This is a genomic window from Carnobacteriaceae bacterium zg-C25, from assembly GCA_017945845.1.
Taxonomy (GTDB): Bacteria; Bacillota; Bacilli; order Lactobacillales; family Aerococcaceae; genus WM01.
Window position 1 is genome coordinate 933,504 of sequence record CP072828.1, and the last position, 23,265, is coordinate 956,768.

A 23,265-nucleotide genomic window follows, 5' to 3' on the forward strand; every position below is an offset into this window, starting at 1 on the left:
ATTGCTTTACCAAGTCAAGTATTGAAGCAACTGATTTTGTATTAAATATTTCTTAAATTCTGGACTAATATCATTAGCCCAATCCATATTTTTATCCATCCAAGCTCTCAAGTCGACACCAGTTATCTCAAGGATTTTGGAATAAGTATCGGAACTACAATATACATTCCATAAGCCAGAATTTTTCAAAGTTTGCAGGTAATGATTATTCTCCTCTTCACGTTGCCTTACAAATAGCATACATTCATAATCAATTGTAGTATATAATTTCGCCACTTGAAGTAACCGATTTACATTACCTTTTTCATTTGAACTAAATCCACTTTTGTAATCAACAACATAATATTTGTCACCAATATAAAAATGTAAATCCTCTTTTAAGTTAATGGCTCCACTCTCACTAAAAGCCCAAATATCATCAATATAATTGATTAAGTTTTTCTTATCAGAACTATTTAAAGATAACCCTTCAATAAATTCTAGTAGATCTATTTGAAGATTACTTTTAAACTCCTCATATTTTGGTGGTTCATAAAAATTGATTGGATTTATTGAATACTGAAAAGGAAGTTTGCAAAATGGTTCCCATAATTCTCCTATTCTACGACTAAAAGCCATATAGTCGTAGTTCCAAACTTGATTTCTGGACTCTAACATCACAATATAATATGTATAATGAATTAATAATATATCGTTAATATCTTCTGAACCTAACATTGTTAATTGACTAGATAGCAGATTTTTCATCTGTTTATTTATCAAATTGCTTTTTTCAGAATTTTTAGTTTTCTTATTTACTTCTGTAATTGTTTCTTTTATTCCTTCACGATAATAGAATAATAACTCAGATTTTTTTAACATAATGACCCTCACATTCAGTATTTATTAATACTATTATATCAAAAATATATCAAAAAAATTCATCCATAAAAATATCAATAATAGATGGGGTACGTTTCTATTCCCACAAATTCCTATTCTATGGAAATCAGCATACCCACCATGGGACAATGGAAACAAATTTAGTTAGTTCTTCACTATCAATTCCACTACTTCAATTTCAACTCTCACTCTGATACTTACCCACCATACGGCAAAAAGCCTTGTCTCTAAGGCTTTTTACTATCCCTTTCGTTCAAAGGCTTCTAGGATTTCACCAACAGAACTACACACTCCACATGAATGTAGACAACTAAATTGATGACATAGCATATCTCTGTCATGGGAAACATGTCTATATTGAGATTATACGTTTTTATATCCAAATAAATCAATTGATATTAAATTATATTTAAAAAGATGTTCCAGTAACATCTTATATATTCCTACTACTAAAAATGTTTATAAAAAAAGAGCCAAAGGCTCTTTTCCAGACTGTTGACAATACCAATAAAAAATCCAACATATTTTTTAAAAAATGAAAAATATGTTGAATTTTGAATTTTAAAATACGAAATGAAGAATAATATCTCAAAAAATGGCTATCTCCAGTGAGTAGAATTGCCATTTTTTTCATGTTTTGGGCAGCACAAGATAACCAAGTATACTGTTGCATCTTGGTTACTCCTCTATATTGCGCAAATCGATACCCATGATTTTGCTTAGAGTCTGCAAAACTACGCTCAATCGTTTCTTTCCGTCGTTTATATAATGCTTTCCCAAACGTAGATAATCGACGTTCACGACATCTATCGTATACATCAGCATCTATCGCTCGACGTAGTATCCGTTTATTACTATTATCGCTTATACGATACTGTTTATATCCTTGTCTATCAATATTTCTGTAGGTATAAATTTCTCCCGTACGTGTATCCGTAAAACAATCTATAGATGAATTATATCGAAAAAATTTATGGTCAGGATTGCGATGAAAACGTCGATACCCAATCACAGAAAATATCTTTTTCTCTTCTAAAAATTTTAAAATGTCTTTTTTATAATATCCGCTATCTAACGCGACACAATTCACATTAAAATTAAATGTTTCGATTATATGTGTTAATCGCGACACATACGGTACACTATCATGCACGTTGCCTGGTGTAATAAAGCAATCCACAATAAAATTATGTTTACCATCTACACTACGATGGTCTAAGTACATAAATCCCTTTTCTTTATTATCTCTATGGTAATATCCACTTTCTGGATCAGTCGTACTTTCTTTAATGGATTTAGAGATGATTTTATCAGTGTAATTAAAAGGCTTTTTTCCAATAGCTTCTCGTTCAGCGTTAATTTCGTTTTCTAAATCTCGTTTACGTTCTTGAACGGTTTCAATAATAGCGTTTTTAAATTTATTTTTATTGGCATTTGCTTTAATATGTGTGGAATCTGTAAATAATGCTGTCCCACTAATTAAATGATGTGAGATAGCTTGGTGTACAATAGTGTTAAATATATCTTCAAACACAGAAGTACCTTGAAAACGGCGAATATAATTTTGAGAAAAAGTGGAATAATGAGGAGTTGGTTTAGAGAAAGGAAGGTTTAAAAACCATCTAAACGCCACATCAGTTTCGACACGTTTAATGGTTTCTCGCATTGATTTAATACCGTAAATATCTTTTAAAAAGACTAATTTAAATAAAACAACTGGATCTAAACTATTACGACCGTTGGTATGACTATAGTAAGGAGAAGTAATATCATAAATAAAATTGAAATCAATTGATTTATCAATTTTACGTAGTAAATGATCTTTTGGTACTAATTCGGATAATGTGTTTAATATGATTTCGTCATTTGGATGATTTTCTTTATAAAACATAAATTGTTCCCTCCTTTTTCTTATCTCTATTATACCACTTTTAAGTGTTATTATCGTATCAGACGTTGTTGTACGAATGGCTTCGTTCTCGCACGTAGTAGGGAACGCGCGATGTATCGTGTACATCGCGGTAAGCCGTACAACTTAACGTCTGGTACGAAAAAAGACTGTTGACAGTTTATTTGTCAACAGTCTGAGCCTTGTCTACAAGGCTTTTCACTATCCCTTTCGTTCAAAGGTTTCTAGGATTTTACGAGCAAAGCAACACACTCCACATGCACCGTCATCGGAAACATGTCGACGGGTTGGACGTACTCTACGGTATACCCGCCTTCTGTAAATGCCACAAGGTCGCGTGCCATGGTGGCTGGGTTACAACTCACATAAACAATTCGGTTGGCATTCATTTTTAGTGTCGTGTCAATAAAGCTTGGTGCCAATCCTTTTCGTGGGGGATCTACCATTAAGACGTCACACATTACACCTTCATCTAGCCACTTTTTCATCACGTTTTCAGCTGAACCGACTTCGTAGGTCACGTTGTCAATTCCGTTCATTCGTGCGTTTTCTTTCGCCATATCAATGGCGTCGCTGACTATTTCCATTCCGTATACCCACTTGGCATGTTTGGCTAGCGACAATCCGATAGTTCCAATTCCGCTATACGCATCAATCACAACATCTTCATTTGTAATTTTTGCAGCACGAATCGCTTCTGTATACAACTTTTCCGTTTGTTCCGGATTGACTTGATAAAACGATTTTGAACTAATTTTAAACGTCAATCCCATCAACTCGTCACAAATGAAATCATCTCCGTGGTAGACAATCGTCTCGTCCCCTAAAATGACGTTAGTCGGCTTACTATTCACATTTTGAACGAAACTCACCACATCTTCACACGTCTGCAAAATTTCATCTACCAACATCTTTGGCAACCTTTTTTTCGTACGCGTCACAAGTACCACTTGCACTTGACCTGTATTTTTCCCACGTCGCACCATAATATGTCGAGCATCTCCAGAGTGTGTCTCCTCATGATACGCCGAAACCTGAAACTTTCTTAGCGCATCACGCACAATCACCACAATTTCATCAATGCGCTTGTCTTGAATGACAAAATCTTCAATTGGCACAAGCGTATGCGAATTTTTGCGATAAAATCCCGTTTCCAGCTGACCATCAATATTTCTAACTGGAATTTGGGCTTTATTTCGATAGGCTGTGGTGTAATCTGCACCTATTGTTTGTCGCACCAAAACATCAGGTAGTTTAGCAATTTTACGCATCACGTTACTCACTTGTTGCTGCTTAAACAATAACTGAGCATCGTACGATAGATGTTGCAACGGCATTGTACCGACCCATGTTCCCTTTACATCTGTCACTGGAACACGATTTGGTGATGATTCTAACAATTCCACTACCTTTCCAACACCAAACGAACGACTCACTTTAATCACTTTAACTTTTGCCACTTCATCGGGCAATAAATTTTCAATAAAAATAGGGTAGCCATCTACTTTGGCAACTCCCATGCCTTCGTGCGTCAAATCAACACACGTAACGGTTAATATTTCATTTTTCTGAACTGGTAACATAATCTCTCCTTATCACCGTTATTATAACAAAAAAACACCCCGCAGGGTGCTTTTTATTATTGATTTGTGTAATTATCAAAGTAACCTTGAATATGGATAATTGGTGTACCTTTATCACCAGAACCACTTGTTAAATCACATAATGATCCGATTAAGTCAGTCAATTGACGTGGTGTCGTACCTTCTGCATCCATATGTCCAACTAAGCTTCCGTCTTTTTCTTTAATACGTGCTTCAATTGCTTGTTTCAATTCTTCACCAGATAAATTTGAAAATTCGTTATCCGCTAAATATTTTAATTTTAATTCATTTGGTGTGCCTTCCAAACCTGGTGTGTAGGCAGGAGAAACAACCGGGTCAGCTAATTCCCAAATTTGTCCAACAGGATCTTTAAAGGCACCATCTCCATAAACCATAACTTCAACATGTTTACCTGTTTCATTTAATAGTTTTTGTTGAATATCCAATACTAAATCTGTACAATCGTTCGGGAACAATTTAATGCTGTCATCACTTGCTTTGTTTGAACCTAATAAGCCGTAACGTGTGTTAAAACCACTACCATCAATTGATTCTGTTAATAGTTCGTCCAAACCATACACTACTGCACCTTCCGCTTTTAATAAACGTTGTGTGCGTTGGCGTGTATGAATGTCACAGTTAATGACATTTTTTGTATAATTTAAAATTTCTTTAGCGTGGTTAGCAAATACAATTTCAACTTGCGCGCCGGCTTGTTCAATAATGTTACTGTAGTAAGCAACATAATCCACACCCGTAAATGGATGCAAGTTTTCACCGAACATCTCACGATACTGCGCTAAAGATAATACAGTCGTATATGGATCAATACCATGTTCTTCTAATTGGTCTTCTGTTAACAATTGGTTACCCACTTCATCACGTGGATAAGATAACATTAACACAACCTTTTTCGTTCCTAATGCAATACCTTTTAAAATCATAGCGAAACGATTACGTGATAAAATCGGGAAAATTACCCCTACCGTATCGGCATTAAATTTGCGTTTCACGTCTTCACCGATTGCTTCAACCTTTGCATAGTTTCCTTGACTTCTTGCAACAATTGATTCAGTCAACGCTACAATATCACGATTTCTAAAGTCGTACTCTTCACTTTTTGCTGCATCTAATACGCTATCTACAACAATTTGTGATAAATCATCACCTTGACGAATAATTGGGCAACGAACGCCACGAACAACAGTACCAACTTTTCTTTCCATAAAGTTAATCCCACTTCCTGTATTAAAATTTTAGGTTGTTTTTTAACCCATTGACCATTATACACACTTTGGCACATTAGCACAACAAAAAAACTATAAAAAACACTTTTTTAATTTATTTTGTTCGTCTATATCGGGTTTTCTAAAAAAATATTTTTATAATGTTCGTGTTTTAACTCGATAAAGTTGATTTATAGGCATTTATTACAAACTCTCAACATATAGAAGCGTACTAAAAGAATGTTTTTTTGATTTTTGTAATCGTTACCAATTGCTTTTTTTAATTTTTTTGGTATAATAAAGTCATAAAAAATGAATAAACGACTGAGATGTGCGTCGTACTTTCATATGTGTTGACCTTACGTTTGTTTTTGATTAGGGATTTTAATGACTCATGTGCTAACATGCCTTTTCACTTGGTAGTTAAATAGCATGCGCTGAAAAGCCCACCTGTTTTCTTACAGGTTCAAAACTATAAAGTACACGAAACGGCATTTCGGTTTTTTATTTTATACTCAAAAAGGCTGCTCGCGCAGCCTTTTTAGTTTTAAAGTATCCTTTTTGTAATGGGTGGCACCATACACCACCCCACGTCTCATCAGAAATCAACACGAGTTAACATCAATACTACAAAAATTATTGACTATTTCCAAAATGAATTTGATCTGATGTATCACGATTAACAGAAATCGCAACGCGGTTGATCGTATGGCGTAATCCACGAATTGCCACAGACAAAGCAAAAATATTTTCTACATTCGCTAAACCGCCAAAACCAGAATCACCAATATGCTGTATATCTACACCCGCTACTTTATTTCGAATAGCAATACTTTCAATCACTTCTTTACTTGAACTTTCTTGACTTGTTCCAATAGCTGATAATACCAATGCATCCGCTTGATGTGCTGCTTTCACAATATCGATTAATTCAGCATCTGTAAATCCCGGAACAGTCCCCACAGCAGGTACTAAAATAACATCTGCTCCAGACGTTACAAATTGATTGACCGTCTCGCGACTACATACGGGTTCTTTTGACCCAGATCCGTGCATTTTACCAGCAATGACTAACCCTGAAAAATGTTGTTTTGCTAACGTAATCGCTTCCGCAATGGCTTGGTTGGTCACTCCCGTTTTTGGATTACCCGTTAAACAAATAAAGTCGACGCCTAATTTTTCAGCTTCTTGGAACGTCTCCACGCAAGCCGTACGTCCTTTTGATATGCTAAGACGTGTTTCTAACATCGTTGCACTTGCATCAACTGGCTCTAAATTAATCCCAATTGGTCGGCCAACTAATTTTTTCAACTCGTAAATGACATCTTCTTGTGCATGTAATCCAAATACTCCCGGTTTAAACACATCAAAACCGTTTAACAACATCAAGTCCGCACCAAATGCACGTGCGATTTCCGCATTCGTGATATTCCCACCGACACTCGCTCGCGATGACACCATTTCACAACACACCGTACGCCCTTCAGCAGCCAAAATAGCTTGCTTTAACGCTTGTCCTTTATACGTTGCAAAGTCTCTTGTTGTACAATCTAAAATTCTTTTCATATTAATCCCCCAAAATTTCAATTAACGTTTTTAATTTTTTCGCACTCACACCATCAAACGCATCATCCGCACTATAACGGTAGCTGACGTTTTTTCCTGATGTGGTGTCATCTTCTATCCAATGTTTAAAGCTAGCGTGGCATTGCCTAATGCCTGTATCTTGTTTTAATCGTTGAATATTTTCAGCATTCACACCGGCACCCATGCACAATTCAATATTTGCGCCATATTTGTCTTGCAGTTTTTTTAATAACACCCTACCTTTTATTGCACTTTCTTGTAAACCACTCGTTAATAGTCGGTCACACTGTAAATCAATTAATGTTTCAATGGCAAAATAAGGGTTTTCCACACAATCAAATGCGCGATGAAATACCGCTTGCTTTTTATAGCGATGTATTAAATCAATCATTTTTCGTGTAGCGTCTACATCAATCGTTTTATCTGCCTTTAAAAAACCAAACGCAATGCCATCGGCACCATTTTCTAACAGTAATTGAGCGTCAGCAAACATGACGTCTTTATCGTAATCATCATAGCAAAAACCTGCTCCGCGCGGGCGCACCATGCAAATAATGGGAATCGTAACGTGCCGTTTTGCCAATACTAACGTTGAAATACTCGGCGTTAAGCCACCTAAAAATAAAGCACTATTCAATTCAATACGATGAGCACCATTTTGTTGTGCGATAATACAGTCTTTCAAACTACCTGCACACACTTCAACTAACATATCACTCCTCCTTGCGATAAACGACATATCAACTCATTCAAGCACTATTTTTTTGTTGGACACTCTTTAAAAAGATAGCGCTTCCACATTTCCATTTTAAACCATCTCGCTAAAAACACAAGTTAAAAATGTATCCCCTTTTAAACAAAAAGATAGTGACTTAACATCTGTTAAATCACTATCCTTATTTACCATCAACCCTATTTGACATAGAGCCTTATTTGCTTTATTGAACAGTTTGAATTTTCATCATGTTTGTTGTTCCAGCTAAGCCGATTGGTAAACCAGCTGTTACGATAATTGTATCGCCTTCTTTGGCGAATCCTTTTTCTTTTGCAACTTGATCTGCACGTTCAAACAATTCGTCTGTTGCTTTAATTGGATCAATCACAACCGCTTGTACACCCCAAACAAGTGATAAACCTAATTGTGTTTGTTCTGAGAATGTTAAGGCAACAATTTCAGAATGTGGACGGTATTTAGAAATCATTTTTGCTGTGTAACCTGATTGTGTTGCAGCAACAATTGTTTCTACACCTAAATTACGTGCGTTATGACCAACAGAACGACCGATTGCTTCTGTTGTATCGTGTTTGAATTGTTTCAAGTGGAATATATCGTGATTTTGGATTTCGCTTTCTGTACGTACACAAATGCTTGCCATTGTTTTAACAGCTTCTAATGGGTAATCTCCCGCTGCTGTTTCACCAGATAACATCACCGCATCTGTACCATCAAAGATTGCATTGGCAACGTCCCCTGCTTCTGCACGAGTTGGACGTGGGTTACGTTGCATTGAATCTAACATTTGAGTTGCTGTAATAACCGGTTTACCGACTGCATTACATTTTTTAATTAAACGTTTTTGAACGATTGGCACTTCCTCAGTTGGAATTTCCACACCTAAGTCACCACGTGCCACCATTAAACCATGAGATACAGCTAAAATTTCATCAATATTATCTACACCTTCTTGGTTTTCAATTTTTGGAATAATTTGAATGTGACGTGCATCTTCTTCTTCTAAAATTTTAACAATTTCTAAGACATCACTTGCACGACGTACAAAACTTGCTGCAATATAGTCGATACCGTTAGCAATACCGAAGCGAATGTCAGCTGCGTCTTTTTCTGTAATACCTGGTAAGTTTACGCTAACGTTAGGCACGTTAACACCTTTTTTATTTTTAATGATACCAGTGTTTTCAACAACGGTAACAATGTCGTTGCTTTCTGTGTCAATTTCAGTAACTAATAATGATACTAAACCATCATCAACTAAAATACGGCTACCTACAGTAACATCGTTAATTAATTCTGGGTAAGATACTGAAAAACGTTCTGCTGTTCCTTCAACTTCTTCCATTGCAATACGAACAGTGTTTCCTGTTACTAATTCAATTTTACCGTCTTTCATATCATGTGTACGAATTTCAGGTCCTTTTGTATCTAATAAAATAGCACATGGTTTTCCTGTAATGCGACGCGCTTCTTTTACAGCGTTAAAACGCTCTAAATGTTCTTCGTGTGAACCGTGAGAAAAGTTAAAACGTGCAACGTTCATTCCCGCATTAATCATGGCAACCAATTGATCAACCGTTTGGCTTGACGGTCCTAGTGTACATACAATTTTTGTCTTTTTCATTTCTAATTCCTATCCTTCTGTCCAATAATGTCTAATTTGTTCATTGACTTGATATAAGTGTAAGTTTGGTACATGTTTTCCATTTTCTAATGTTGTAACAATATCACTGTAAATGATTTTATCTTCGCGAATACCGACACAAACACCACCAATACCTTCCATTAACAACTCAACCGCTTTAAATCCAAATTGAGAAGCTAATACACGGTCACGAGCCGTCGGACGACCACCACGTTGGATATGTCCTAATACGGATACGCGTGTATGTTGTTCGCCGTGTTCCCACATTAATTCCGCAAATTTTTGAGCAGGCATAACACCTTCAGCTAAAATAATTAACGTATGTTTTTTACCCGCTTCACGATTACGTCTAATTTCTGCACAAATTTCTGCCACATCAAAATCGACTTCTGGAATAACGATTTGTTCTGCACCACCAGCAACCCCTGCCCATAGTGCAATGTCTCCGGCATTACGTCCCATCACTTCAACGATAAACGTACGCACGTGACTTGTTGCCGTATCTCTTAAACGGTCAATCGCATCAAGCGCTGTCGTCACTGCTGTATCAAAACCAATTGTATAGTCTGTTCCCGGAATATCGTTATCAATTGTTCCCGGAATACCAACTGTTGGAAACCCGTGTTTTGTTAATGCTACCGCACCTTGATAAGAACCGTCACCACCAATAACAACTAACCCTTCGATACCATGTTTTTTTAATTGTTCAATACCTTTTAATTGACCTTCAACTGAGGCAAATTCTGGATAACGTGCTGAGTATAAAAATGTTCCCCCACGTCCAACAACATCACTGACGTCACTTGCTTTTAATTGACGAATGTCACCAGCAACTAAACCAGCATATCCGTAATTGATTCCAAATACTTCCATACCTTCATTAATGGCTTTTCGTACAACCGCACGAACAGCTGCATTCATTCCGGGTGCATCTCCACCACTTGTTAAAACTGCAATTCGTTTCATCTTATATTCCACCTTAATTTGAATTTGTAATTGCACATTACACTTATGATATTGTACCATTTTCTATTTGTAAAGTCTTGCATTTTCTGTAAATTTGTCGTGATTTTCGTAAAATTAAATGGTCCGTTCTTTTATGACAACGCTCTCTTTTCCAAATTGTAGTTGTAAGGCCGTCATTAACGTATTCGACACACTCACTTGATACGCTTTAGACAAATTGATATATTGTTTTGTCTCCTCCACGTACACACTCACAGGCGAGCTTCCTTTGAAGTTCAACACCTGTTTTTTCACCTCGTCAACTTGGTCGTGGCTTTGTACACGGATATACACTTTTTTTAATTTGGCTTGAAGATGTGGTAGCATCTGCTCTTTGAGTGTCATACGATTGACCACACACACCAAATCCCCTTGTTGATCCTTTTGAATTTTTCCTTGAATGTAAACCGATTGCTGATTATCTAGTATCGACAACACTTTTTGGTACACTTCAGGAAATAGTGTAAGTTGCACGATGCCAAACGGATCTTCAAACGTGGCAAACGCCATGCGCTTATGATTTTTTGTCGTAATTTTTCGAATGTTTTTGATGACACCAATGAAATGCACAACATCATTTTCTTGTACATCAATACTTTTTTGCAACATGCCATTATCGTAAAACATGAGCACGTCTTCATTCATTTGATTTTTTAATGAAAAGCCTAAATATTGTCGTTCTTTTTCCACCACAACCGTATCGTCAAATTCAGCTAGCGTTGTTTTTTTGAGCGGTAATAAGCCACCACCTAAAAATTGTCTATCTTCTAAAAGGTTAGGCAAACGATGAATGAGTGTGGCGCGTGTTTCATTAAAGCAATCAAAGCAACCCGCGTAAATAAACGGTTCAATCAATTCCACTTTAGTAAATTGATCCTCTAGACGTTGTACAAAATCATCTAAAGATGAAAAGTGTCCATTCGCTTTTCTATCAGATAAAATGCTAGCAATCATATTGTAGCGAACCCCTTGAATTGCTGATAATCCAAACAAAATATGCTCGTTGGATAAAATACGATGAGCATACTCGCTTTCGTTAATATTCGGCAATAAAAACGTCACACGATGTTGGCGCGCTTGTGTAATATACGTCATATAGCGATCACTTTTTGGATTTGTATGCAATAATAACGCCAGGTAAAACGCTTGTGGGTAATGCGCTTTTAAATACGCTAATTGATACGCCAAAATAGAATAAGCAAACGCATGCGATTTTGGGAAACCGTAACTTGCAAATTTTTCAATATACGTAAACACTTTGTCAGCCGTTTGTTGAGAATAGCCATTTGATAAAAAGCCTGAAATAAATCGTTCTTTTTCACTCGCCATACCTTGTTTATCCATTTTAGCAATAGCGCGTCGTAAAAGATCCGCTTGTCCCATCGAATACCCCGCCATACGATTGGCAATGAGCATGATTTGTTCTTGGTACACAATAATCCCTTGCGTATCATGTAAAATATCTCGTAAATCATCGTGTAAATATCGAATTGGCTCTTGTTTATTTTTATGTTTCACAAAAGTTGGTATTTGCTCCATTGGACCCGGGCGATATAGCGCGTTTGCTGCTGCGACTTCTTGTAAATTGGCTGGTTTAATTTGACGTAAAGCACGTTTAATCCCTGCCGATTCAAATTGGAACACCCCATCAGTTTGACCACTTGCAAACAATTTTAATGTGGCTTGATCTTCAAAATCAATTGCCCAAATATCAAAGTTAGGCTCAATTTGTTGTACCGCATTTTGCGCATCTGCTAAAATGGACAAATTTTTCAACCCTAAAAAATCCATTTTTAATAGGCCTACTTTTTGAACATCGTTCATATCAAATTGCGTCAACAACAATTGATTATCGTGTTGTTGTACCGGAATAACCGTTTGTAAAACTTTATCACTAATCACGACACCGGCAGCATGCGTTGATAAATGACGCGGTAGCCCTTCAATCGCTTTGGCTAACTCCACAATTTTTTCGTGTCGTGGTGTTTTTTTAGCCATTTCATCTAACGCTTTACCACACTGTGATAGCGATGATACTTGCCCAACCGCGTTAGCCCACGCTTTTAATTCTTGCGTCGTTGCACCAAACACGCGCGCGACATCTCGAATGGCTTGACGTGGCGCAAACGTTCCAAACGTTGCAATTTGCGCTACATTATTTTGCCCGTATTTTTTAGCAACATACTGCAACATATCGTAACGTCGATTATCCGGAAAATCTAAATCAATATCCGGCATGGTATATCGTTGTGGATTTAAAAACCGTTCAAACAACAAATTATATTTGACGGGATCTACATTTGTAATGCGTAAACAATACGACACTAAAGAAGCCGCCGAGGACCCACGCCCCGCACCAGTCATAATATGATTTTGATGCGCGTACGCCATTAAATCCCAAACAATTAAAAAGTAATTGGAAAAACGCATGTTTTTAATAATATCCAATTCTTTTTCTAAACGTTGAATGTAATTGTCTTTATATAATCCGCGTTCTTTTAATCCCAAAAAGGCTAACTCTTTTAGTTTTTCGTCGGCCTGTGTTGAAAATTCCGGCAACAACTGTTGATCTAACGGAATCGTTAAGTCAATGTCATTTAAAAATGTTTGAGTCAATTGAAAAGCGTCTTCATCTTGTAAACACCAATTATAGTATTCATTTGCTTCCAATAAAAAATCACTGCCACTAACCATCAGATCATCTAATGTCAGCGTTGTATTCTGATCAATTGAGCGTAATACTTTTAGCGTAGACAATTCACTCGGCGTTAAATAAGCTACCGGTTTAGATAATAAAACGGGTACATTCACTCTTTTTTTAATCTCTTGTGTTGCCGTCGACACATCCGATTGCATGAGATAAACCGGACAATTAACGCTCTGTTTCAATTTATCGGCTAAGGCAATACCACGTTCATCCATTTGATTAACGGTATAGGCTAAATGTTTGTACTGCGTTAAATCTATTTTGCCATTCTCACACAATAAAGTAGACGATAAATCCACCAATTCAAAATACCCTTTTTCATTTAACGCAAAGGCACTTACTGCGATATCTTGGATGGTAAATGATAGCGCCAATATCGGTTTTAATTCAAGTTGTTTAGCCAATTGGTAAAATGTTACCGCACTAGCTAAAATTTTTTCTTCATTCAACACAACAGTGGTGTACCCTTTACTTTTGGCAAATACTAAATATTGTTCGACGGTATGCGGACTTTGCAATAAACTACTTGAACTTTTAATATTTAATGATGTGAACATTTTACCTCCTTAACCATTTTATTCATTTATGATATGATAAGTATATCATTTTTTATTTTATTACAGAAAGATTTTTTATGACATCCATTATTTTATTAGTGAATCCAAACTCTGGTGGACATCGCAGTCAAAAAATCGTGGCCACCATTCAAAATGAACTCGATCAACAACAATTAACTTATGACACATTGACATCAACCTCTTTAGCACATTTACGTGAATTGACTCTACAAATCGCACAAGCGTATACACCACAACAAAAAGTAATCGTCATTGGAGGCGATGGAACCATTCATCACGTTGTCCAAACGTTAGTGGCGCATCACTTCCGCATTCCTTTAGGTTTTATTCCGTCAGGAACGGGAAATGACTTTGCAAGCAAAGTGTTGCGTCATCGAGAACCATTATCTCAATTACACGATATTTTACGTTGTGAAACACCTTTTATTTTACCAATTTTACAATCCAATCAAGCGATTGCCATCAATAGTTTTGGAATCGGATTTGATGCACAAGTGTGTCATCTAGTAGAGCATTCAAAAATTAAACCGCTATTTAATCGATTAAAAATTGGGTTTTTATCGTATCTTTTACTAGTCATTCGGGCATTATTTCAATTTAAAACATTTGATTTAACAGTGGATGGGACAACCTATCCAAAAGTCGCCATGGCGACATTTTTAAATAATCCGCAATTTGGTGGTGGACTTGTATTAGATCCTAGTTTATCTATTTTTGATGAAACAGCACATGCCATTATCATTCATTCACTTTCACTACCAAAACTCATATCGTTGCTTATAAAATTTGCAAGACACACGCACCTATCACACGAATGTGTCTTAAAAATCCCGTTTACTAAAATGTCGATACAATTTGAGCCAAACATTTTCACTCAAGCAGACGGTGAAGTCAACGAATTAGCAGGAACATCCCAGCACATTCAATTGATTAACTATCCTTTTTGGTTTAAAGCATTAAACAAATAACGTGACGCTCTTGTCACTTTGAAAATGATATCACCAAAAAAGACTAACCCAACGGCTAGTCTTTTTTCATTTATTTAGCTAATTCCACTGATCGTACTTCACGAATCACTGTTATTTTAATTTGTCCTGGGTATTCTAATTCGGTTTCAATTTTTTGTTTAATATCACGTGCCAATAATGCTGTTTGCTCATCGTCCAATACATTTGGTTTAACCATAACACGTACTTCACGTCCGGCTTGAATCGCAAAACTTTTATCAATCCCCTCAAAACTACTTGAGATTTCTTCAAGTTTTTCTAAACGTTTAATGTAGTTTTCCAATGAATCACTACGTGCACCCGGTCTTGAAGCAGATAAAGCATCTGCAATCGCGACAATAACCGCAATTGTTGATGTCGCTTCAACATCACCATGGTGAGATGCAATAGCATTAACAACAATGGCATTTTCTTTATATTTTTTAGCAATTTCGGCACCAATTTCTACGTGGGTACCTTCTACTTCGTGATCAAGCGCTTTACCTAAATCGTGTAATAAACCTGCACGTTTAGCAATTGTTTCATCTTCACCAAGTTCACTTGCCATTAACGCTGATAAACGCGCTACTTCAATACTGTGGTTTAATACATTTTGACCATAACTTGTTCTAAACGCTAAGCGACCAATAATTTTAATTAAATCAGGATGTAACGTGTGGATACCTAAATCAAAAACAGCTTTTTCTCCAATTTCACGGATACGTTCATCCATTTCTTTACGTGATTTATCAACCATTTCTTCAATTCGTGCAGGATGAATACGACCGTCTTTCGTTAATTTCTCTAACGTCATTTTCGCAATTTCACGACGAATTGGATCAAAACCACTTAACACAACTGCTTCAGGTGTATCGTCAATAATCACATCAATCCCTGTCAACGTTTCAAGCGTACGGATATTACGCCCTTCACGACCAATGATACGACCTTTCATTTCATCACTTGGTAAAGAAACAACAGACACCGTATTTTCAGACACTAAATCTGAACCAGCGCGTTGCATAGCGCTTAAAATAATGTCTTTTGCTTGTTTGTCAGCAATTTCTTTTGTACGAATTTCTGACTCTTTTACCATGATTGCACGTTCATGTATCAATTGCTGTGATAAATCTGATAAAATAATGTCTTTTGCTTCGTCACGCGTTAAGCTAGCCACTTTTTCCAAAGCAACTTGCTGTTCTTCAACTAACGCTTTAACTTTTAACTCTTCTTCTTCAAGAACTTGCGTGCGTTTCAATAATGCTTCTTCTTTGGCATCAATCGTCTGCTCACGACGCAATAAGTTTTCATCTTTACGATCTAAAGTTGTTTCGCGTTGCACCAAACGTTTTTCTTGATCCACAACTTCACGACGACGTTGTTTCACTTCATCTTCCACGTTTGATTTATACTGTTGAATTTCTTCTTTAGCACTCAATAAAACCGATTTTTTTTCTGACTCGGCATTTTTTAATGTCAATTCAGCTGATTGTTGTGCATCTTGTAAAATATTTTGAGCCGTTAAACGCGCGGCTGTTAATTGTTTTTCATAAGATGCTTTACGAACAAAATAACCAACTATTATACCCAAAATAGTTGCAATTAAAACAACAATGATAGTCATTACGCTAAAACCAGCACCTTCATGTGCTCCCATAACGTCCTCCTATATTGTTTGTTAGATTAATTTCAAATCATACTAATGAAAATATATACCTGCGTATATAATACCATTTTATAGTTAATTGTACTTAATGTCAAAAAAATTATTTGAATTTTAATAAACTTTCACGCTCGTCAATGGTCAATTCACGATACGCTCCAAGCGGTAATGTCTCATCTAATTTTAAAGGTCCCATAGCAACACGCTTTAAGGCAAGAACTCGATTAGACCGCGCTAAAAACATGCGTTTGACTTGATGAAATTTACCTTCACAAATGGTGACATAGGCGGTGGTGTCATCCACAACGTCCAATGTTGCACTTTGACAAACAAACCCGTCGGACAATACAACACCATTTTTAAACGCTTCAATATCATCGCTACTCAATGGATATTCAACCGTCACATGATACACTTTTGACACATGTTTTTTTGGAGAAAGTAAACTGTGCGCTAATTGTCCATCGTTTGTTAATAAAAGTAATCCCGTTGTATCAATATCTAATCGACCAACTGGAAAAATATCTTTTGTATTTTCATTTAATAAATCCATTACCGTTGGATGCAAATTGTCTTGTGTCGCACTCACTACATTTTGCGGTTTATTTAGCATATAGTAAACATATTTTTGATAATGTAACACTTCTCCGTCCAAACATACGGTATCTTTATACTCATCGATTTGAATATCCGATTTTTTGATGACTTGATCATTTATTGTAATTCTACCTTGCTTGACAAGTTGTTTTGCTTGCGTACGCGTAGCTACACCTACTTGTCCTAAATATTTATCTAATCGCATCATTTCTCCTTACTACCTACCAAAAAAGCGTTGTTGCCAACGCTTTTCAATCGATTTGTGACTATTTTGATCATTCCAAACGTCGATATATGACACTTATCAAAGACCATTATTTTAACGCTTTAAAATAAGTTGCATTTGTCTTTTTAGACACCATGCCTTTTAAAATAGCTTCTGTGTACTCTAACGCGTCGCCTTTCATACTGTTTCTAATTTTATAAACAGATTCCAGTAGCGTTTCTTTAAGTAATAACTCTTCACGTCGTGTGCCACTTTTTTTAATGTCAATGGCTGGAAAAATACGGCGTTGTGCTAACTCACGAGATAGATGTAACTCCATATTTCCGGTTCCCTTAAACTCTTCATAAATGACATCGTCCATTCGTGAACCGGTATCAACAAGTGCAGTCGCTAAAATGGTTAAACTCCCGCCGTCTTCAATGTTACGCGCCGCACCAAAAAAGCGTTTCGGTTTATAAAATGCAGCTGGGTCTATACCACCACTTAACGTTCGTCCACTTGGCGGAATCACTAAATTGTACGCACGCGCTAAACGGGTAATACTATCCATCAAAATGATAACATCTTTTTTCTCTTCAACAAGACGCAATGCACGTTCGTAAACTAACTCAGCGATACGAATATGATTTTCAGGTTGTTGATCAAATGTCGAGTAGATAACTTCACCTTGAATGCTACGTTCCAAATCAGTAACTTCTTCAGGACGTTCATCAATCAATAAAACCATTAAATGCGCGTCGGGATAATTGGTTGAAATACCATTGGCAATCGCTTTTAAAACAGATGTTTTACCTGCTTTTGGTGGGGCAACAATTAGCCCACGCTGTCCAAAGCCAATAGGTGCCACCCAATCCATAACACGTGTTGTTAATTCTTTTTGATGGTGTTCTAACACCATTTGTGTATCTGGATAAACGGGTGTCAACGCTGGAAAATGATCACGCAATTTCGCTTGTTCGGGATCTTTACCGTTTACGTAATGCACTTGCATCAACCCATTTCTGCGTTCAGATTGTTTTGGTGGACGTGCAGTTCCTTTAACTAAATCCCCTTTTCGCAATTCAAAACGGCGAATTTGCGATCCGGAAATATAAATATCTTCTTGGCTAGGCGAATAGTTAATCGGTCTTAAAACACCTGATAGATCTTGACCATTGTAAAAAATGTCCAAAACACCTTCTGCTGTAAAAAAACCTTGCGTATTTTCTTGTTTGCGTAAAATGGCTAAACACAATTCTTTTTTACTCATTTGTGAGTAATCCGGAATAAATAGTTCTTTAGCATAATTGTATAACACTTGTAATGATTCATTCATTAATAAATCTAACGTAAAAACATCACTCATATTACACCTCAACCATCTGAATATCTGCGCCTAAACGTTGTAAATGTTCAACAATATTAGAGTACCCTCTTAAAATATGACCAACTTCAAAAATTTCCGTAGTGCCTTCTGCCATTAATGCAGCAATTAACAAACACGCACCAGCACGTAAATCACTTGCCGTTACTTGTGAGCCAACTAAACGTGTATTTGGTCCACTAATGCGAATGGTATCCCCTTCAACACGAACATTAGCGCCCATTCTTGCCAATTCAGGAATGTGTTTGGTTCGTTTTGGATAAATGGTATCAATAACTGTTCCCGTACCCGATGCTTTTAGTAGCAACGGTGTAATCGGTTGTTGTAAGTCTGTCGCAAACCCAGGGTATGGACTTGTTTTAATCGATACCATTTTTAATTGATCAGCTTTATGCACATAAATTTCATCATCGCCAACCGTCAATGGCACACCCATTTCTTCCAATTTGGCTAAGAAACTTTCTACGTGTTCCACAATAACATTTTTAATTAACACACCTTCACCAGCCGCTGCGGCTAAAGAAATGTACGTACCGACTTCAATACGATCAGGAATAACGGCATGCGTACAACCGATTAAATGTTCAACGCCATCAATACGAATAGTGTCCGTTCCGGCACCACGAATTTTAGCACCCATATTTGTCAACAATGTACACACATCAATAATTTCTGGCTCACGTGCCGCATTTTCAATAATGGTTCTACCACTTGCTTTAACGGCTGCTAAAATCGCATTAATTGTTGCACCAACAGAAACAACGTCCATAAAAATACGTGTCCCAATTAATCCGTTTTCTTTGGCATCTAAGGCAATCGCACCCTCTTGATTCGTCACAACGGCACCTAACGCTTCAAAACTTTTAATGTGTTGATCGATTGGACGTGGGCCTAAAAAGCATCCTCCAGGTAAGCCGATAACACCTTCTTTAAAACGTCCTAGCGTTGCACCCATAAAATAGTACGACGCCCGTAAACTTTGAATTTTACCCGTTGGCATCGGCTTTGATTCAATGTGTGTTGGATCAATTTTTAAAACGCCTTCTTTAAAGTCTGTTTTCACATTAAAATCATTTAAAATTTCGATTAATGCATGAACATCACTAATATCCGGTACGCCTTCCAATACGACAGGTGTATCCGCTAAAATAGTTGCCGGAATTAATGCCACCACACTATTTTTTGCACCACTTATCGTTATTTCACCAGATAAAGCTTTTCCTCCGTTCACCACAATTTTTTTCATCTCTATTTCTCCTAAATTACATACACTTTTAACGATTATTTTATAATATTTCATTTACCTACAGCAAATGCCACACTATTATAAACGATTTACCAACAATACGATAGTCTTTTACATACTTTATCATTTTCATTTAACAAAAAACCTAGCCAAACAGCTAGGTTACCCTCGTTTAATATACGCTAACATATCTTCTGGCATAGGTGCTTCAATGGTGATGTGTTGTTGTTTAAACGGATGATAAAATCGAATTTGCTTACAATGTAACGCTTGTCGCTTCATCATGTCATCTTCTTTGGCGCCATATAAATTATCGCCAATTAGCGTTGCTTCTTTATAATTAAAATGCACCCGAATTTGATGTGTTCGTCCTGTGTGCAATTTAATCGCATACACATTGGCGTGTTGCAACTGCTCAATACACTCATATTCTGTTAAAGCATACTGTCCTTGTCCATCGTAACCAATTTGACGAATCATAATCGTATCCGGTGCCATAGCAATATTAGCTTCAATAAAACCTTTTTGCTCTAGCGCATTTGGCTTTTTCGCAATAGCAATATACGCTTTATCCACCGTACGATTTTTAAGTTGCTCATCAATTAACGCATGTGCAAAACGGTGCTTGGCTAACAACAACACTCCCGTTGTATCACGATCCAATCGTGTCACAACGTGAATGACTTGATTCGCATAGCCTTGCTTTTCATAGTACCCTTTAATGCGATTGGCCATAGAATATAAAGGGTGATTAAAGGACGGAATAGACGCCACACCCGACGGCTTATTCACAGCAATATAATGGTCATCTTCATACAATACATCTATTGGCATATCAACCCCTTGAATAATGCCTTGTACGCCTTCATTTGGTATTGTAATCGTGACAACATCTCCTAAAGAAAGCAAATATCTAACCGTTTGTTCAATACCATTGACACATATTTTGCCACCGTCATATTTAATGTTTGTCAACAACCGGCGCGATACACCCTGTTGTTTCAAAAACATCTTCACCGTTATACGTTCTTCGTGCGTATAACGCCATTCAAATTGCATATTATTTCTCCAATTTTACAAAGTTATATTTTCGCCTTGTTGGTTTTACCGATAACGCCTCGCGATCAATTTCACCAATAAATGCAGATTCAACGCGTTTCCAAAAATCAATATTTTTGAAATCTTTAAAATACACCCGCTGATGAGATAATGTAATAACAATCTCTTTTGTGTTTTCCATATCAATAAAATAAGGCTCAAAATTATCAATCACCATTACTGGTGTAATGGCACGTTTAATGACCAATTTTACACGATCGCTTGCTGGTAAGATTAAAGGGGAACCAATCGTGCGGTACACCGTATTATTAAGTGCTGTCATCTCTGTTAATTGCATGGCATCTAAACCGGGATGCAGTACCGCTCCACCTAACGATTTACTAATGGCTGTTGAACCTGTCGGTGTAGATAAGCAAATACCATCTCCACGAAACACTTCAAATAAATCGTCATTAATGTACACTTCACACACAAGCGTTCCGCTAATCGTTTTTAGTGTCATTTCATTTAATGCCAATTGGTCGTGCTGACCATTTTTATCACTGTATTGCACACTCAACAACGGATAAGAAACGTCGCCGTAATGTGCAACATTTTTTAAAAATGTAATTAAATCATTAATTTGTTGCGCTACAAAATCGGTATAAAAACCAAGATGCCCCGTATGTACGGCAACAAATCGAGTAGTTTCTAATAGATGTTCATATTTATGAAAGGCACTTAACATCGTACCATCTCCGCCAATAGACACAACCACATCGGGTGTGCTAGAATCAAATACAAATGAGGTGCCTTTTAAGCGACTTTTTAACGTTTCGGCTAATGCTACCGACATGTCTAAATTGTTGGAATGTATTGCGATTTTCATTTAAAAAACCTCCACTTTAGTTAATACAAGTTTATCATAAAACACATAAGAATACTTTAAAAATATATGAATTTGGTGACACGATGACACAGACGATTGAAAAAGAACTCAAAACAGCCATTTCTCTAGAACACTATACGTTATTATTAAATCATTTTAACGTTAATCCTACCCATTATATCAAACAACACAATTTATATTACGACACAACAGATGGCAAACTTCGTCAAAACAAGGCGGGATTACGCGTGCGTCTTGTCGATACGACTGCAGAATTCACACTAAAAGAATCGATCCGCACACACGAAAAATTAGAAACGACCGATACGTTTGAACTTTTGCAAATGACACCACACACTTTTGTATCGGGTGACGTGTCTGAAAAGTTATTAAAAACGTATCATATTTCATTGGACGCACTAACTGTTATCGGTGAACTCATTAATGAACGTTACGAAATACATGCTCCGGAAGGGATTTGGGCAATAGATAAAAGTCACTTTCCATCTGGCGTCACATATGAATTGGAGTTCGAGTACACCACAACACCACAGCCGTTTTACGACTTACTCAAACAATTGTCTATCCCGTATGTTAAAGTGGCGTCCAAACTTTCAAGGGCGTTATTTCAATCGACTCAAGCAAAATAATCGCCATTTCAAATGAGAGTTGCTATAATAGTCATAATAAAACTTCCAAGAGGCACAATATGTCAACCTTAGACAAAAAAGAAAACAACCTTTACGCATCGTCTGTTCTCGATGTGTATTTATTTGTGAATCCCATTGATACGTTTTGCCATTGCAACGTCAATCAGCTCATTACGGCAATGTCTTGCAAACCCGTTAAAACGTATTTTCATATTATTCCGTATCAAAATCAAGAAATTATTGATCGCTACATTAAAGCGCATCAATTACCTTTGACTGATTTGACGTTACGAAAAAATATTATGCATACGACACAATCGATTACACGTTTATTTAAAGCGGCAACGTGTCAAGGTAAGAAAAAAGCAAGACTATTTTTATATCACTTAAATCCGTACACACAAGCATATGGTCACCAATTGACAAATGAGATGATGCTAAATGCGGCAAAAAAAGCAAATCTGGATATTGATATGCTCATTAGTGACGCACATTCACAAACCGTCAGTCATCTTATTGAAAAAGATTTAAAGATGGCAAAGCACTACACCGTATCGCGTGCCCCAAGTGTTATTATTTTTGATAGTTTATGCGATGATGGTATTTTATTAGAAAACACCGTATCCGTAGATGATATTTTATATGCCGTACAATCAAATGTGCAATTTAAAATCAAATAAACGTCTCTTGTTGTTCATCAGGAGGCGTTTTTATCTGTTCACTTTTTCTGT

Annotated in this window: 18 protein-coding genes and 1 other RNA gene; 4 read left to right on the top strand and 15 right to left on the bottom strand. The window is 36.7% G+C overall.

What is annotated here, in order from left to right:
* Nucleotides 1-6: 6 nt before the first annotated feature.
* The 4 genes from J7S27_04400 to J7S27_04415 all read right to left on the bottom strand — a co-directional run bounded on the left by J7S27_04400 (nucleotide 7) and on the right by J7S27_04415 (nucleotide 5,621).
* Nucleotides 7-861, bottom strand: a complete 855-nt coding sequence (locus tag J7S27_04400; protein ID QTU82558.1) for a hypothetical protein — start codon at nucleotides 859-861, stop codon at nucleotides 7-9.
* 454 nt (nucleotides 862-1,315) lie between these two features.
* Complete coding sequence (locus J7S27_04405) at nucleotides 1,316-2,773, bottom strand: IS1182 family transposase (GenBank protein QTU82559.1); 1,458 nt, start codon at nucleotides 2,771-2,773, stop codon at nucleotides 1,316-1,318.
* A gap of 242 nt (nucleotides 2,774-3,015) precedes the next feature.
* Nucleotides 3,016-4,374 carry a 23S rRNA (uracil(1939)-C(5))-methyltransferase RlmD gene (rlmD, locus tag J7S27_04410; GenBank protein ID QTU82560.1) on the bottom strand — a complete coding sequence of 453 codons (1,359 nt, stop codon included), beginning with the start codon at nucleotides 4,372-4,374 and terminating at the stop codon, nucleotides 3,016-3,018.
* A gap of 56 nt (nucleotides 4,375-4,430) precedes the next feature.
* On the bottom strand, nucleotides 4,431-5,621 hold the full coding sequence (locus tag J7S27_04415; protein QTU82561.1) for a coenzyme F420-0:L-glutamate ligase: 1,191 nt from the start codon (nucleotides 5,619-5,621) through the stop codon (nucleotides 4,431-4,433).
* 318 nt (nucleotides 5,622-5,939) lie between these two features.
* Between J7S27_04415 and ssrS the strand changes: the two genes are divergently transcribed.
* Nucleotides 5,940-6,128, top strand: a non-coding RNA gene (ssrS, locus tag J7S27_04420) — 6S RNA.
* A 129-nt stretch (nucleotides 6,129-6,257) separates the two neighbouring features.
* On the opposite strand, the gene J7S27_04425 is transcribed toward ssrS, so the two are convergent.
* From J7S27_04425 to J7S27_04445, 5 genes are all read right to left on the bottom strand, one after another.
* On the bottom strand, nucleotides 6,258-7,187 hold the full coding sequence (locus J7S27_04425; GenBank protein ID QTU82562.1) for a haloacid dehalogenase-like hydrolase: 930 nt from the start codon (nucleotides 7,185-7,187) through the stop codon (nucleotides 6,258-6,260).
* A 1-nt stretch (nucleotide 7,188) separates the two neighbouring features.
* Nucleotides 7,189-7,920: a copper homeostasis protein CutC gene (locus J7S27_04430; protein QTU82563.1), complete on the bottom strand. Its 732-nt coding sequence runs from the start codon at nucleotides 7,918-7,920 to the stop codon at nucleotides 7,189-7,191.
* Nucleotides 7,921-8,146: 226 nt separating this feature from the next.
* Nucleotides 8,147-9,565, bottom strand: a complete 1,419-nt coding sequence (gene pyk, locus J7S27_04435; protein QTU82564.1) for a pyruvate kinase — start codon at nucleotides 9,563-9,565, stop codon at nucleotides 8,147-8,149.
* Between the two features lie 9 nt (nucleotides 9,566-9,574).
* Nucleotides 9,575-10,552: a 6-phosphofructokinase gene (gene pfkA, locus J7S27_04440; protein QTU82565.1), complete on the bottom strand. Its 978-nt coding sequence runs from the start codon at nucleotides 10,550-10,552 to the stop codon at nucleotides 9,575-9,577.
* Nucleotides 10,553-10,666: 114 nt separating this feature from the next.
* The gene (locus J7S27_04445) at nucleotides 10,667-13,855 is read right to left on the bottom strand and encodes a DNA polymerase III subunit alpha (protein ID QTU82566.1); all 3,189 of its coding nucleotides are present in this window, start codon (nucleotides 13,853-13,855) and stop codon (nucleotides 10,667-10,669) included.
* Nucleotides 13,856-13,932: 77 nt separating this feature from the next.
* On the opposite strand from J7S27_04445, the gene J7S27_04450 reads away from it, so the two are divergent.
* Entirely contained in the window at nucleotides 13,933-14,844 is a 912-nt protein-coding gene (locus J7S27_04450; protein ID QTU82567.1) for a hypothetical protein, read from the top strand.
* A gap of 70 nt (nucleotides 14,845-14,914) precedes the next feature.
* On the opposite strand, the gene rny is transcribed toward J7S27_04450, so the two are convergent.
* The 6 genes from rny to J7S27_04480 all read right to left on the bottom strand — a co-directional run bounded on the left by rny (nucleotide 14,915) and on the right by J7S27_04480 (nucleotide 21,884).
* Nucleotides 14,915-16,486: a ribonuclease Y gene (gene rny, locus J7S27_04455; GenBank protein QTU83615.1), complete on the bottom strand. Its 1,572-nt coding sequence runs from the start codon at nucleotides 16,484-16,486 to the stop codon at nucleotides 14,915-14,917.
* A gap of 142 nt (nucleotides 16,487-16,628) precedes the next feature.
* Nucleotides 16,629-17,327: an rRNA pseudouridine synthase gene (locus J7S27_04460; GenBank protein ID QTU82568.1), complete on the bottom strand. Its 699-nt coding sequence runs from the start codon at nucleotides 17,325-17,327 to the stop codon at nucleotides 16,629-16,631.
* Nucleotides 17,328-17,436: 109 nt separating this feature from the next.
* Entirely contained in the window at nucleotides 17,437-18,693 is a 1,257-nt protein-coding gene (gene rho, locus J7S27_04465) for a transcription termination factor Rho (protein QTU82569.1), read from the bottom strand.
* Between the two features lies 1 nt (nucleotide 18,694).
* Complete coding sequence (locus tag J7S27_04470) at nucleotides 18,695-19,957, bottom strand: UDP-N-acetylglucosamine 1-carboxyvinyltransferase (protein QTU82570.1); 1,263 nt, start codon at nucleotides 19,955-19,957, stop codon at nucleotides 18,695-18,697.
* Nucleotides 19,958-20,119: 162 nt separating this feature from the next.
* Nucleotides 20,120-21,016: an RluA family pseudouridine synthase gene (locus tag J7S27_04475; protein QTU82571.1), complete on the bottom strand. Its 897-nt coding sequence runs from the start codon at nucleotides 21,014-21,016 to the stop codon at nucleotides 20,120-20,122.
* A gap of 1 nt (nucleotide 21,017) precedes the next feature.
* Nucleotides 21,018-21,884, bottom strand: coding sequence for an NAD kinase (locus tag J7S27_04480; GenBank protein ID QTU82572.1), 867 nt, complete (start codon nucleotides 21,882-21,884; stop codon nucleotides 21,018-21,020).
* Between the two features lie 83 nt (nucleotides 21,885-21,967).
* On the opposite strand from J7S27_04480, the gene J7S27_04485 reads away from it, so the two are divergent.
* Both J7S27_04485 and J7S27_04490 read left to right on the top strand, forming a co-directional pair.
* The gene (locus J7S27_04485; protein QTU82573.1) at nucleotides 21,968-22,534 is read left to right on the top strand and encodes a CYTH domain-containing protein; all 567 of its coding nucleotides are present in this window, start codon (nucleotides 21,968-21,970) and stop codon (nucleotides 22,532-22,534) included.
* Between the two features lie 59 nt (nucleotides 22,535-22,593).
* Nucleotides 22,594-23,214 (top strand): DsbA family protein, encoded by a 621-nt coding sequence (locus J7S27_04490; protein QTU82574.1) that lies wholly within the window; start codon nucleotides 22,594-22,596, stop codon nucleotides 23,212-23,214.
* Nucleotides 23,215-23,265 lie beyond the last annotated feature (51 nt).